This is a genomic window from Pseudomonas marginalis, assembly GCF_008692035.1.
GTDB classification, from domain to species: domain Bacteria; phylum Pseudomonadota; class Gammaproteobacteria; order Pseudomonadales; family Pseudomonadaceae; genus Aquipseudomonas; species Aquipseudomonas marginalis.
Genome location: NZ_VTFG01000003.1, coordinates 37421 through 51149, shown reverse-complemented (window position 1 = coordinate 51149; position 13729 = coordinate 37421). Strand labels below are relative to the sequence as shown.

General features: G+C 61.1%; 10 protein-coding genes and 1 pseudogene. 5 read left to right on the top strand and 6 right to left on the bottom strand.

The window, feature by feature from the left end:
- The first annotated feature begins 20 nt into the window (after positions 1 to 20).
- A complete protein-coding gene (locus FX984_RS30325) occupies positions 21 to 1439 on the top strand; it encodes an MFS transporter (RefSeq protein ID WP_146477571.1) in 1419 nt (472 codons plus the stop codon).
- 74 nt (positions 1440 to 1513) lie between these two features.
- On the opposite strand, the gene FX984_RS30320 is transcribed toward FX984_RS30325, so the two are convergent.
- The 6 genes and pseudogenes from FX984_RS30320 to FX984_RS30300 form a co-directional block, all read right to left on the bottom strand.
- Positions 1514 to 2434 carry a substrate-binding domain-containing protein gene (locus FX984_RS30320; protein WP_092359129.1) on the bottom strand — a complete coding sequence of 307 codons (921 nt, stop codon included), beginning with the start codon at positions 2432 to 2434 and terminating at the stop codon, positions 1514 to 1516.
- A gap of 17 nt (positions 2435 to 2451) precedes the next feature.
- Positions 2452 to 3207 carry a methyl-accepting chemotaxis protein gene (locus tag FX984_RS33330; protein ID WP_371263347.1) on the bottom strand — a complete coding sequence of 252 codons (756 nt, stop codon included), beginning with the start codon at positions 3205 to 3207 and terminating at the stop codon, positions 2452 to 2454.
- 102 nt (positions 3208 to 3309) lie between these two features.
- Positions 3310 to 3729 (bottom strand): annotated as a pseudogene (locus tag FX984_RS33325) (HAMP domain-containing protein); the annotation flags it as partial.
- A gap of 920 nt (positions 3730 to 4649) precedes the next feature.
- Positions 4650 to 5900: a glycoside hydrolase family 68 protein gene (locus FX984_RS30310; protein ID WP_065947964.1), complete on the bottom strand. Its 1251-nt coding sequence runs from the start codon at positions 5898 to 5900 to the stop codon at positions 4650 to 4652.
- Between the two features lie 251 nt (positions 5901 to 6151).
- Entirely contained in the window at positions 6152 to 7090 is a 939-nt protein-coding gene (locus FX984_RS30305) for a pectate lyase family protein (protein WP_027603552.1), read from the bottom strand.
- 238 nt (positions 7091 to 7328) lie between these two features.
- Complete coding sequence (locus FX984_RS30300) at positions 7329 to 8828, bottom strand: CoA-acylating methylmalonate-semialdehyde dehydrogenase (protein ID WP_092359136.1); 1500 nt, start codon at positions 8826 to 8828, stop codon at positions 7329 to 7331.
- Between the two features lie 108 nt (positions 8829 to 8936).
- Between FX984_RS30300 and FX984_RS30295 the strand changes: the two genes are divergently transcribed.
- The 4 genes from FX984_RS30295 (at position 8937) to FX984_RS30280 (ending at position 13716) form a co-directional block, all read left to right on the top strand.
- Complete coding sequence (locus tag FX984_RS30295) at positions 8937 to 9875, top strand: LysR family transcriptional regulator (RefSeq protein WP_027603550.1); 939 nt, start codon at positions 8937 to 8939, stop codon at positions 9873 to 9875.
- 141 nt (positions 9876 to 10016) lie between these two features.
- Positions 10017 to 11009: a SphA family protein gene (locus FX984_RS30290; protein ID WP_092359137.1), complete on the top strand. Its 993-nt coding sequence runs from the start codon at positions 10017 to 10019 to the stop codon at positions 11007 to 11009.
- 39 nt (positions 11010 to 11048) lie between these two features.
- A complete protein-coding gene (locus FX984_RS30285) occupies positions 11049 to 12245 on the top strand; it encodes an MFS transporter (RefSeq protein ID WP_146477569.1) in 1197 nt (398 codons plus the stop codon).
- A gap of 25 nt (positions 12246 to 12270) precedes the next feature.
- A complete protein-coding gene (locus FX984_RS30280) occupies positions 12271 to 13716 on the top strand; it encodes a carotenoid oxygenase family protein (RefSeq protein WP_146477567.1) in 1446 nt (481 codons plus the stop codon).
- The last annotated feature ends 13 nt before the right edge of the window (positions 13717 to 13729 follow it).

Here is a 13729-nt window from a genome sequence, read left to right as displayed (position 1 = left end):
CCCTTTGAATCGGAGCCTGCATGGACACACCTCAACCCTCCCCCTCCAACTGGGCCGCGCTGTTGTCCGGTACCAACGGCGTACGTTCGCTCGCACTGGCCGGCGGCGTGGTGCTGCATGCGATCAACGTGTACATCGCCACCACGATTCTGCCGTCGGTGGTCCAGGACATCGGCGGCATCGACTACTACGCATGGAATACCACGTTATTTGTCGCCGCCTCGATCCTCGGCTCGGCGTTGTCGGCGCGCCTGCTCGGCAGCCTCGGGCCGCGTGCGGCGTACCTGGCCGCCAGCCTGGTGTTTGCCGGCGGGGCCTTGGCCTGTGCGTTTGCGCCGTCCATGCCGGTAATGCTCGTTGGGCGGTTGGTGCAGGGGCTGGGCGGTGGGTTCTTGTTCGCGCTGTCCTACGCGATGATCCGCTTGGTGTTCGATGAAAGCCTGTGGCCGCGCGCGATGGCGTTGGTGTCGGGGATGTGGGGCGTGGCGACGCTGGTCGGGCCAGCGGTGGGCGGAGTGTTTGCCGAGCTGGGCATATGGCGCGCGGCGTTCTGGTCGTTGATTCCGGTGGCCGGGTTATTCGCGGTGCTGGCGGCGGCGGTCCTGCCCAGGCGCAGCACCGAGAGCGCTACGCCGACCCCGTTGCCACTCGCCCAACTGGTGCTGCTGACGGCGGCGGTACTGGCGGTGTCGGCCGGCAGTGTCTCGTCCACCCTGCCCCTGAACCTGCTGGGGCTGGCCGTGGCGGCGGTGTTTACCGCGCTGCTGATCGTCACGGAAAGCCGCGCCCGCCATCGACTGTTGCCCGCCGGCGCGTTTCGGATCACCACGGCACTCGGCGCGCTGTACGCCACGATGTCACTGCTGGCGGTGGCCGTGACCAGTGGCGAAATCTTCGTGCCGTTGTTTCTTCAAGTCCTGCACCACCAGTCGCCGCTGGTGGCCGGTTATCTGGCGGCACTGATGGCGGCCGGCTGGACGCTGGGGTCAATCGCCAGCGCGGGTGTGACGGGCAGCAACATTCGACGGGCGATCCTGGCCGGGCCGATCCTGGGCGTGGTGGGCATGGTGGCGCTGGCCATCTTGATGCCCGTCGAAAGCAACGGCAGCGGGCAGACGCTCACACCGATCTGCCTGGCGCTTATCCTGATTGGGTTGGGCGTGGGGCTGGCTTGGCCGCACTTGCTGACGCGGGTGTTCCAGGTGGCGCCGGCGGGTGAGCAGGACCTCGCCAGCGCCTCGATTACTACCGTGCAACTGTTCGCCACCGCGTTTGGCGCGGCACTGGCGGGGATGGTCGCGAACGTCGCCGGCCTCACTGAACCCGGCGGTGTCGAAGGCACCGCAAGCGCTGCGGCGTGGCTGTTTGGGGTGTTTGCACTGGCGCCCGTGGTGGGTGTTCTGATTGCCAGGCGGGTGGTTCGCATGATCGGTCAGTAGCATGCCAAGCTCACCAATCCCCCCTGCCTGAGCACATTTGACTGCATTCCAAGGTTGGATCGAGGTGCTCAGTGCTATTCAAACGCCTGGCGATTCTCAGGCGTGATCAACTTGAACGGCACCCAGACCACCGCCGACTCCAGCACCTCGCCGCGTACCAGGCGCAGTGCGGTGTCCACTGCGCCGCCGGCCTGGCCGGCGGCATCCTGGAACACGCTGACCGCCATCTTGCCCTCAGCCATCAATTTCAAGCCGTCCGGTGTGCCGTCGATGCCGCCGACCCAATAGTCCTTGGCCTGCTTGCCGGCCTTTTCCAGGCCCATGATCGCGCCGATCGCCATTTCATCGTTATTGGCCGCAATGATCGAGAAATCGACGCCCTGCTTGACCCAGTCAATGACAATCGTGGCGGCCTGGCTACGCTCCCAGTTGCCGACTTTTTTCTGTACGACTTTCATACCGGGGTATTTGGCGACGACTTTCTCCACGTCCTCGGTGCGCATCAAGGAGGACGCGTTGGCGGGGTCGCCCACCAGAATCACCACGTTGCCCTTGTAACCGGCGCGGCGCGCCAGCTCTTCCATCTGCAACGTACCCGACTCCAGCTCGTTGGAGCCGACAAACGCGGTCTGCGCCGGCCACGTTTGCGGGTTCGGATTGCGGTTGACGAACACCAGCGGGATCTTTGCATCCGCGGCCAGCTGCATCATCTGCGCCGCACTTTTGCCGTCGACCATCGCGACGATGATCGCATCCACCTTGGAATTGACCAGGTTGCGGAATTGGCGCATCTGCAGATCGACGCTGTCCTGCCCGTTCTCCATAAAGATGTCGGCGTTCATGACGCTGGCCTGTTGCTGCACCCCGTTGCGCAGCAGGGTCTGGAAGTTATCGTCGTACTTTGCCATGCCCACACCCAGCAAGGGCGTGGCGGCCTGGGCCGGGCCCGGAATGAACAGCGTCGCCCCCAAGGCGAGGATTAACCATGCTTTCATGTTCTGACTCCCGCGGCTCAAACGCTGAAATGATGGAGCAGCTCGCGCTGCACCTTGGCCATGTCCGCCAGCTCGTGGCTGCTGATGGCGGACTGCTCGGCGCCGTCTGCCGTCTGCTGGGCCGAATCGTTGATCTGGATGACCATCCGACTGGTTTCCTGCACCGTGGCGCTCTGCTCCTCGGTGGCGGCGGCGATCTGGATATTCATGTCGCGGATACTGTCGACCGAGTCGCTCATCGACAGCAGCAAGTCACCCGCGCCCGAGGCCAGGGACACGCATTGGGTGGACTGCGCCTGGCTTTCGTTCATCACGTGCACCACCGAGTGAATCTTTTCCTGCATGAGCCCGATCATGTCCTGGATTTCGCTGGTCGAGGTCTGGGTACGGCTGGCCAGGGAGCGCACTTCATCGGCCACCACCGCAAAACCGCGTCCCTGCTCGCCGGCACGGGCCGCTTCGATCGCCGCATTCAGGGCGAGCAGGTTGGTCTGTTCGGCAATGGTGCGAATGGCGACAACAATGCCCTCGATATTCTGTCCGTACTTCTGCAACTCATCGGTCACCTGCGTGGCCTTGTTCACCTGGTCGGCCTGCTGGCGGATATTGACGATGGTCTCGGCCACACGCGCCTGCACCTTGTGCGTGAGCTCACTCGTGTCGTCCACGGCCTGGCGGGTGTCCTGCGCACGCCGGGCCACCTCTTCGACCGTGCTTTCCATCTGCGTCATGGCCGAAGCCGCCGATTGCAAGCGGTCCTTCTGTTCATCCACCACCCGGGTGGTCTGCTCGCTGTTCAGGGCGTTGCTGCCCGCGGTAACGGCCAGCGCATCGGCAGAGCCGATCAACTCACGGAAGGTTTTACGCAGGGCCGTGGTCAGTTCGTTCAGGTAACCGCCCAACTCACCGAACTCGTCTTTACGGCTGACATCGAAACTGACCCGCATGTCTCCCGCCGTGAGCGTCTTGAGGACTTCACGAAACGCCGCCAGTGGACGCCGCAGGCTGAAGGCGACCCAGGTACCAATCGCCACCGCCGCCAGCACCGCCAGCACACACGCGATCAACAGCAAGCTGCGGCTGGTGCCGATGGTGGCATTGGCCGACTGGCTGGCCTGGTTGGCGACCTCCAGGGACTGGCTGCCGAACTCGCCAATCCTGTCCAGGGTGGCTTTCAGCGCCGCGTCAACCGCACTGCGTTGCTGCTGCACCTGCGCGGCCAGTTTTGCCTCCACCTGATAAGCCTGGAACAGGCCGTCAGGGGCGGTCAGGTCAGTCAGCAGGCGATTGACCATGACGCCGGCAATCCGCCCGACCCTGGGGTCAATCGCCGCCAGGGCCTGGGCCCGGGTGCTGATCACTTCGTCCTGGAGATTGAGCACACGCTGTAATTTATCAATGGCCGGCGTGACGGTATGAGCCGCGAAGCCATCGTAGGATTTGTTGACTTCCAACAGCAGCTTTTCCGCTGCGGCCACCTGTTGCGGTTCGCCGACACTGCGTGCATGGGCAATGTAATCGCGCAGATAGCTGGTCAGCTGTATCGCCTGTGCACTGCTGTAGCCTTGCAGTTGCCGGGTCAGCGCCAATTGCTGCACGTGTTGCACGTGGGACGCCATCAGCGCCTGCGCCTGTTCGGCGTAGGCCGCGACCTGTTGGCGCTGCTGCGCCAGGTTCGCCCGCAGCGCCTCATGCTCGCCCGTATAGGCAACGGTGCTGTCGAGCAATTGATTGAACTGGGCGATGCTCTCGGTGAACGGTCGCTTGCCGTCCTCGATCTGCTTGGGGTCGGTGCTGATCTGAAGGGCCAGCAACGCCTGGTTGGCGCGCAGAATGTGCACGTATAGCTCACTGGCGGCCCGGCTCAAGGGTGCCGACTCGCCGGTGATAATGTTCAAGCGACTGCTGATGGACTGGGTGTTCTGATAACTGATCCCCGCCATGACTAGCAGTAACAGCACCAACACCGCAAACCCGCCGATCACACGCTGCAATATGGTCATGGCCACCCCTTTTGATTTTTATTCGTTGACCTGAGCGACGACCAGGCGTGCACCTACGAGTTCGGGATCACTCGTGCTGCTAGTGCCTGTATCGGCCAGGTGGGCGAGGACTTGAGCCTTGAAGGCAGGCTGAAATGCGGTCAAAAAAAAGTGGGAGGGGGCAAGCCCCCTCCCACCTACCTGATGAAATCAGGCTGGGTTTTGCATTGCGGTCACTGGCTCAACACCACATCCCGCATCGCCGGAATATAGCCATAGTCATAAGCCTCCTGCACAAACGAACGATCGCCCTTCAACACGATCCTGACCGTCGGCGCCTCGGTGCCGCCGATGCGATAGTCATCGCCGGTGGTGGGCACGCTGTCGATAAACGACGTCACCAGGCCGTTGGGCATCACGCAGTGGGAATACGTCTGGAACGGTTGCGACGGCGGATTGCCGAGGACCAGCCCGGACGCGTTCATCGGCGTATAGGGCCCGAACAGATGATCGCTGACGAACCCATAGACGCCATCCGGCCCCGTCACGCCATCGGCATAGGTGAACTTGTGGCTGATGGTGAACAGGTAGTACTTGTTGTCCTGGAACACATAGTGCGGCCGTTCGGTCTGGTCGTTCACGCCGACGGCCGTGACCAGTGGCGGCAGGATTTCCCACTCGTCACCGTTGAGGTCCTTGGCCACGGCGATGCCGATGCAGCCCACCTGGTAGCGGGCACCGCCCACGTCCTCGTGCCCCGGCGGCACCAGGCCCAGCTCGTTCGGGCCCACTTCGTGAGTGCCGCGCTCACCGGCGACATTGCCTTCGAACACCATGTACAACTTGCCATCGACGGGATCGATAAAGGGGCTGGGATCGCGAAAGTTCCAGGTCGCATTCTGGGCTTCGGTTTGATAATAGGTGCCGTCGGCGTCGAACAACGACTTGACCTGATCAAAGCCCTGGAGGGTGACACCGGTGTCCGACGTAATGACCTGGCCTCGGACTTTGGCAATCGTGGCACCCGGCGTGACGCAGGTGTAGTACAGGTCGATGTCACCGTTGTTATTCAACAGGATCGGCGTGCCCGCCCATTCACGGGTGGTCGGCGAAACCCCTTCGGCCATGACACGGCCGCCGAAGATCCAGTCCTTGCCGGTGCGCGAATACCAGTAGCAGATCCGCGCATGACCATGACGGTCTTCCCAATCGCGCTTGATGTCGTAGCGGCCATCGGCATTGATGAATTGTGGATCATGGGGGCGACGATCGGCGGTCAGGGTGAAGATCACCGACCAGCCATCCACCGATACCACCGTGCCATCCAGTTCACGCAAGGGCATGGTGTCCCAGATAAAGACCGTGTCACTCATGACAGGAAAGTCAGGACTCACTAACGGCTGTGTCGTCGTCGGGTCATTTTCATTAACTTTCAGCGCATCGGCCCGTGTCCAGCGAGTGGGTGTGTGATTCGCATGTTTCATGATGATGTCCTTTTGCTGACGCTTAAGTGACAAGCGAAGATTAAATAGCACCTGGCAGCCAGCAACTTAATACTGACTGAAAGAGCAAGAGATAGTTGGCCCTGCAAGTGCGCCCCAAGGTTTAACATGGGCACTTGCTTATCGCAACATGAAGAATTATTTAGATTACAAAGGCCATCACTGTATTTATATCCTTGATATAAATACAGTGGCACTTGCAATAAATGACAGCTCAATAGAAAGCTAGCTACTCAACTACCGAATACCAGCGCCGCAGCCTGGGCACCGGCATTCTTCTGGGTGAAGTCCTTGGCTTGCGTCGCGGTCTTCAAGGTATAGGCGTAGTTGGAACTGGCCGTCCATTGTGCTTTGGGCGACTTCTGGTTGGTGATCGGCGGCACACTGTTTATATCAGTGAACGTCCCGGTGCCTTTGTCATCCAACATGCCTTTATTCTGGCTGCCTTCGCCAAAATAGTTACTTTCAGACAGGATATTGGCGTTCTGCGCCAGGGTAAAACCGAGGTGGAAGTTATTGATGTAGTTGTTGTACACATGGAAGTAACCGTAGCGCATCAAGCCGGGTGCGCGCACTTCCATATTGTCGAAGCGGTTATGACACAACGTCAGGCGCGGATAACCGTTGAACTCTGCCTTATTATCATCCGCCGGGTGACCGAAGATCAGCCCGTACTTGTGGCTGCCAAAGAAGCAGTTGCTGATGGTGGCATAATCGGCTTTTTCACCGATATACAGCAGTTTATCTTCACTGCCGTCAGTGGTTGACCAGCTGTGACCGACAAAGGAGCAATGATCAATCCAGTACTTGCTGCCGTAGTTCAGGTAGACCTGAATATCGTCATTGGCCTTAATGCTCGCCGAATGCTTGAAGATAATATTCTGCAGAATGATGTTCTGCGACTGCGCGGTTGCACGCAGGTGAATATTCTCCAACGTGCGGTTCTGGAACGAACCGATCAGGGTCTTGTTGGCGCCCAAGTTGACTTTGGTCAGGCTCGACGCCGAGATATTACTGTTGATCACCAATACCCGAGGCGTGGTGTCGCCGATATTGGCCTTGAGTTGATCCAGGGTAGTAATGCTGACCACAGGGCCGGACCAGCCACCGGTGACTTTTGCCGCGAGGGCGAAACCGGTTAAGCCGGTGAGTTTGCTTTCTGGATAGGACATGAGTTCCCTCTCTATCAATAAAAACGGCTCGGTATAACGAGCCTGCGCATTAAGTTAATCCATTAACTTGCACACAGTGTTTGGCGTGGCTGATGTTGCCATCCTGGTTGATCAGCGCTTAAACACTGTGTTTATGTACAGTATTCGTCATTCGCCTGGCCGTCAACCCTCAAGTGAAAAACAACCAAAAGTGGGAGGGAGCCTGCCCCCTCCCACCTTTGCCCTGCGGTGCCAAGCGTTATTTGGACACCGGCATCGCAAACTCCGCGCCCTGCTCGATGCTCTCCGACCAGCGCTGCATGATCGATTTCTGCTTGGTGTAGAAGCGCACACCCTCAGTGCCGTAGGCATGCATGTCGCCGAACAGGCTCTTCTTCCAGCCACCAAACCCGTGCCAGGCCATCGGCACCGGGATCGGCACGTTGATGCCGACCATGCCCACTTCGATACGCCGGGCAAACTCGCGGGCAATGTTGCCGTCGCGGGTAAAGCAGCTGACGCCGTTGCCGAATTCGTGGTCGTTGACCAGCTTCACCGCCTCGGCGAAGTCATTCACGCGCACGCAGGCCAGTACCGGGCCGAAAATTTCTTCGCGGTAGATGCTCATCTCCTGGGTCACGTGGTCGAACAGGGTCGCGCCGAGCCAGAAACCGTTTTCCAGGCCAGCCTCGGTGGGTACATAGTCACGCCCGTCGAGCAGCAATTGCGCGCCGGCCTGCACGCCTTGTTCGATGTAGCCGCTGATGCGCTCCAGTGCGGCGCGGGACACAATCGGGCCCATCTCGGCCTTGAGGTCGCGGCCGTCGGTGATGCGCAGGTGCCTGGCGCGTTCGGTCAGGGCGGCGATGACTTTGTCACCGACATCGCCGACCAGTACCGCGACGGAGATGGCCATGCAGCGTTCGCCGGCACTGCCGTAGGCGGCGCCCATCAAGGCGTCGACGGTTTTTTCGATATCCGCGTCCGGCATCACCACCATATGGTTCTTCGCGCCGCCCAGGCCTTGCACACGCTTGCCGTTGCGCGCACCGGTTTCGTAGATGTACTGGGCAATCGGCGTGGAGCCGACAAAGCTCACAGCCTTGACGTCCGGGTGCGCGATCAGCGCGTCCACCGATTCCTTGTCGCCCTGCACCACGTTGAACACGCCTTTGGGCAGGCCGGCTTCACGCAGCAGTTCAGCCATGAACAGCGAAGCACTTGGATCGGTCGGGCTTGGCTTGAGGATGAAGGTGTTGCCCGCCGCAATGGCGATCGGGTACATCCACATCGGCACCATCACCGGGAAGTTGAACGGCGTGACGCCGGCCACGACACCCAGCGGCTGGCGCATCGTCCAGTTGTCCATGCCACGGGAGACCTGGTCGGAATGCTCGCCCTTGAGCAGGTTGGGGATGCCGCAGGCGAATTCGAGAATGTCGATGCCACGGTCGACTTCGCCCTGGGCATCGGTGAAGACCTTGCCGTGTTCGGCGACGATGATGCGCGCCAGGTCGTCCTTGCGCTCACGCAGCAGGTGCAGGTATTCGAACAGCACGCGGGCGCGACGGATAGGCGGGGTGTCGGCCCAACCGGCAAAAGCGGCCTGGGCAGCGGCGACGGCTTCTGACACGGTCTGGCTGCTGGCCAGGGCAACGCGGCCGGTCACTTCGCCGGTGGCCGGGTTGTAGACGTCCTGATAGCGATCATCGCGGCTGACGCGCTGGTCGTTGATGTAGTGCTCGATGGTTGTAGTCATGGCAGTCGATCCAGGTGGGTTGCGTTGGGACACACGATAGGCTTTCGGTTTGTTCCAAACCAGAGCAGAATCAAGAACTGATTGTCCTCACAAGCGAACAATAAACCCATGGAAAAATCCGAGATCGAAGGGCTGTGGACCCACATTCACTGGCTCTCAGTGCTGGAGGAACACGGCACCTACACCGCCGCCGCTGCGCGCCTGGGGGTGAGTAAATCCGCGGTCAGCCAGCGCATTTCCGACCTCGAGAAAGCCACCGGCACACGGCTGGTGACCCGCACCACGCGCAGCGTGCGCTTGACCGATGCCGGGTTGTCGCTGACCCGTGAAGTGCGCGGTGCCTATGAGCAAATCGCGCGCAGCTTCTCGTCGGTGCGCGATTCCGCCGGGGAGATTCGTGGCCTGGTGCGCTTGACCGCCCCCGTGGCATTCGCCCGGCAACAGCTGGTGCCGCACTTGGCGGAATTCCTGCAGCAGTACCCGCAGGTGCGTATCCAGCTGGATGTCTCGGATGCCCTGAGTTCGCTGGCGGCCGAGGGCTACGACCTCGCCGTGCGCCACGGCTTCCAGGTGCCGGAAACCCATGTGGCCTGGAAGCTGTGCGACACCGGTTCGGTGCTGGTCGCCAGCCGCGATTACCTGCAACGCCACGGCGAACCCCGCGAACCCGGCGACCTGTCGGCGCACAACTGCCTGTTCTACCCGCGCGGCACCGACCAGCCCGCCTGGACCTTCGAGCGTGGCAGCAAAAAGGTCGAACGCCTCACCGTGCCCATCGCCGGCAGCTTCGCCACCAACAACAGCGAAGCCCTGCGTGATTCGGCGCTCAACCACTTGGGCATCGCCCTGCTCCCGGACTTCAGCGCCCACGCTGCGCTGGCCAGCGGCAAGCTGGTACAGGTGCTCAAGGGCTGGACACTCAAGGGCGCGTTTGCCGATGAGATCTACCTGATTCGGCCATATTCGCCCCATGTGCCGAAGTCGGTGAGTGCGTTGGTGGGGTATTTGAAGGGCAAGTTGTCGGGTGGGTTTCGCTACGAGGGTTGACAGCGCCGGCGTTAAAACGAGCCCCGTGGCGCTATCAGTCAACTCTGGCGGTACCGCGCAAGTACGCCGGCGGGGTTTGGCTTAGGGTGATTGTGCGAGGGAGTTCCCTCTGCTCACAATTCCAATAATAGAGCCACGTCAATGAGCCCACTCAAATACTTGCCAGCGTGCCTGGTGCTCAGCTTCGCCTCGTCAATTGTATTCGCCGCCGATGGGCCGCCAGCGCCCTCGGTGACCGAGCCCAGTGGCATCAACCTCGGCGGCACCAGTTTCTACGATGGTTTTGCCGGGCCGCCCGGCCTGTCCCATCTCACCTACTTGAAGTTCAGCACCGCCAGCAGTCTCAGGACCAACAGCGGCAAGGCCAACGGCGCCTTCGACAATCCCAAAATCAACGTGATCACGCTGATCAACCAGCTCAGCTACTACTCGCCCGACACCATTGGCGGCGGCGCGCACCTGGGCTGGAGCTTGCTGGTACCCGTCGTGTCACTGGATGCCACCTTTGGCAGTAATGGGCCGGCGCTGCAAGACAACGCCACGGGGCTTGGCGATGTCACCGTCGGGCCGCAGATCCAATTCGATCCTATCGTCGATGCGCACGGGCGCCCGGTGTTCGTGCAGCGGGTGGCCTTTGACACGATCCTGCCGACCGGTAAATACGACAAACACAAAGACCTCAACCCAGGGTCGAACTATTACTCCCTGAACCCCTACTGGGCCGCAACCTGGATGCCGGCACCGCGCTGGGAAGTCAGTTGGCGCCTGCATTACCTGTACAACTTCAAGAACCGCGACCCGGCCAGCAGTTCGCAGGATTCCTTCGAGGGCAAACCGGTGAGCGACAGCCGCGCCGGGCAGTCGGCCTGGGCCAACTTCACGGCGTCCTATGAAGTCATCCCCAACGTGTCGGTGGGGATCAACGGCTATTACTTCCGGCAGATCACCGACGACCAGATCAACGGCGACCGGCTGAGCGACTCGCGGGAAAAAGTGCTGGGCATAGGCCCCGGCATGTTCTGGAAAATCAGTGAAGGCCAAGGCTTCTGGCTCAACACTTACAAGGAAACCGGTGTCGAGAACCGCTCCCGGCAGGACTATGCCGTGCAGGTTCGTTACGCCCACACCTTCTGACCGACAAGCGCTCGCTCACCCTATAGAGGTACTGCATTCATGAATGCATCCGCTGGCATCGACAGCAAAACATCCCTGGCGGCTATTTGCCTGATGATGGTCACGTCCCTTGGCACCTTGCAGATTCAACCGATTCTGGGCGGGGCTTTTATCGATCAGCTCGGTATCCCGCTCAATGCCATCGGTAGGATTTTCGCAGGCGAACTGATTGCCATGGCGCTCACCTGCGGGGTGTTTGCCCTGTTGATGACCCGCGTCAATCGCCGCTGGGTGGCGCAGCTCGCCTTGCTGGTGCTGGTCTGCGCCAATCTGGCGAGTACCCGGTTCCACAGCGAAACATCGCTGCTGCTGTGCCGCATCGTCTCTGGCGCCATCGGCGGCGCGGTGATGGCGGTAGTGTATGCCTCGGCGGCACTGCGCACAGCCAAGGACGCGACGTTCGCGGTGATCAATATCGGCAATCTGTTCTGGGGCATGTTGCTGGTGACCTCGATGCCAGCGGTGCTCATGGCCTTTGGCGTCAACGGCGCGTTTTACCTGCTGGCCGGCGCCAGTGCCTTGGCCCTGCTCGGCTGCGGGCGCGTGCCTGCGCAGTACACCCCCGCCGACGGTGCGCCGGCGCGGCTGGCCCAGCCGTTCGGCCTGACGTCACTCTTGTTGATCGGGCTGTTTGCGCTGTTGTTTTTTGGCCATTCTGCGCTGTGGGTGTATCAGGAGCGCATCGGCAAAAGTATCGGCCTGGAGCCCCAGCAGATCGGCGCCATCCTGGGTGGCAGTATTCTTGCCGGGGCACTCGGTGCTGCGCTGGCGGGCCTTATCGGGCGACGCCTGGGGCTGCTGTTTCCGCAGTTGCTGGGGTTCGGCACGGCGGTGATGGCCACGCTGATCATGGTCTACGGCGACAGCCCCATGGCGTTCGCCACCACGGCATGCCTGATCCATATGGTCTGGTTCTTCAGCCTTCCCTACCTGCTCTCGATGGCGGCCGAGTTGGACGCGAGCGGCCGACTCGCAGGCCTGGGCAATGCTGCGATCTTCGTGGGCCAGGGCCTCGGCCCGTTTGGCGCGGCCCTGGTCGTCGGTGGCGGACACTTCCGTGCGGTCGGCTGGCTGGCGGCCTCGGCGTATATCGTCGCCCTGGTCATATCCTGCTGGATGGTTGCCCGTTTTCGCCGCGCGTCCGGCCCTTCAACACCCGACGCGCCTGCGCTGCCCGCCGGCCTGCTCGATAAATAAATACTGCGCACATGAGGTCGTAGCCATGAGTACCCGATTCCCGCAAACCCCTGAATTCTCCGGGGCGCTGTATAGCCCCAGTCGTGTCGAAGCCGAGGTGCTGGACCTTGAGGTCGAAGGCACCCTTCCCGCGTCCATCCTAGGCGTCTTCTATCAGGTGGCCCCCGACCCGCAATATCCGCCCATGCTGGGCAGCGATATGTTTTTCAACGGTGACGGGATAGTCAGCGGTTTCTATTTTGCTGACGGCAAGGTGTCCCTGCGGCGACGCTACGTGAAGACCGATCGCTTGCTCGCGCAGCGCCGTGAAGGCCGCTCCCTCAATGGCGTCTATCGAAACGCGTACACCAATGACCCACTGGCGGCCAAAAACAACACCACCGCCAATACGTCGGTGATCCCTCACAACGGTAGGCTGCTCGCACTCAAGGAGGACGCCCTGCCCTGGGCCATGGACCTGCAAACCCTGGAAACCCTGGGCGAATGGGATTTTGCCGGGCAAATCAAGTCGGCGACCTTTACCGCCCACCCCAAGATCGACCCCGTCACCGGCAACCTGCTGGCCTTCAGTTATGAAGCCAAAGGTGACGGCACGCCGGATATGGCGTATTTCGAACTCTCACCCGACGGCAATCTGCTCAAAGAGATCTGGTTCCAGGCACCTTATGCGGCGATGGTGCATGACTTTGCGGTCACCGAGCACTACGTCGTGTTCCCACTGATTCCGCTGACCGTCGATGTAGAACGCATGAAAAACGGCGGGCCGCATTTTCAGTGGCAACCTGATCTGCCGCAGTTGTTTGCCGTGCTGCCGCGCAATGGCAACGCGCAGGCTATCCGCTGGTTCAAAGGACCCAAGGACAGCTTTCAAGGCCACACCCTCAATGCCTTCGATCAAGACGGCAAAGTGTACGTGGACATGCCGGTTACTGGCGGCAACGTGTTTTATTTCTTCCCCCAGGCGGACGGTGCGGTGCCCGCCCCCGAGGACCTGCCTTCGAGCCTGATGCGCTGGACGTTTGATCTGAACGACGCGCGGGATGACGTCGAGCCGCAACCGTTGACCGACTACATGTGTGAGTTTCCCCGCTGCGATGAGCGCTATCTGGGTCGCCCGTACGAACACGGCTTTGTGCTCGCTTTTGATCCGACACTGCCCTACAACCCCGCAAACGGACCCATGCCCTTTCAGTTTTTCAACCAGTTGGCCCATCTGAACCTCAAGACGGGCAGCACCGACGCCTGGTTCCCAGGGGACAACAGTTGCTTCCAGGAGCCCATATTCATCCCTCGTTCCGCGGATGCCGAAGAGGCCGACGGTTACGTGGTCGCACTGCTGAATGTGCTGGACCAGGCGCGCAGCGAACTGGTGATCCTGGATTCGCGAGACATGGCCAGCGGGCCCATTGCGCGGATCAAGGTTCCGTTACGGATGCGCATGTCCCTGCACGGCTGCTGGGCACAGGGATAACCCTGGGCTAGAC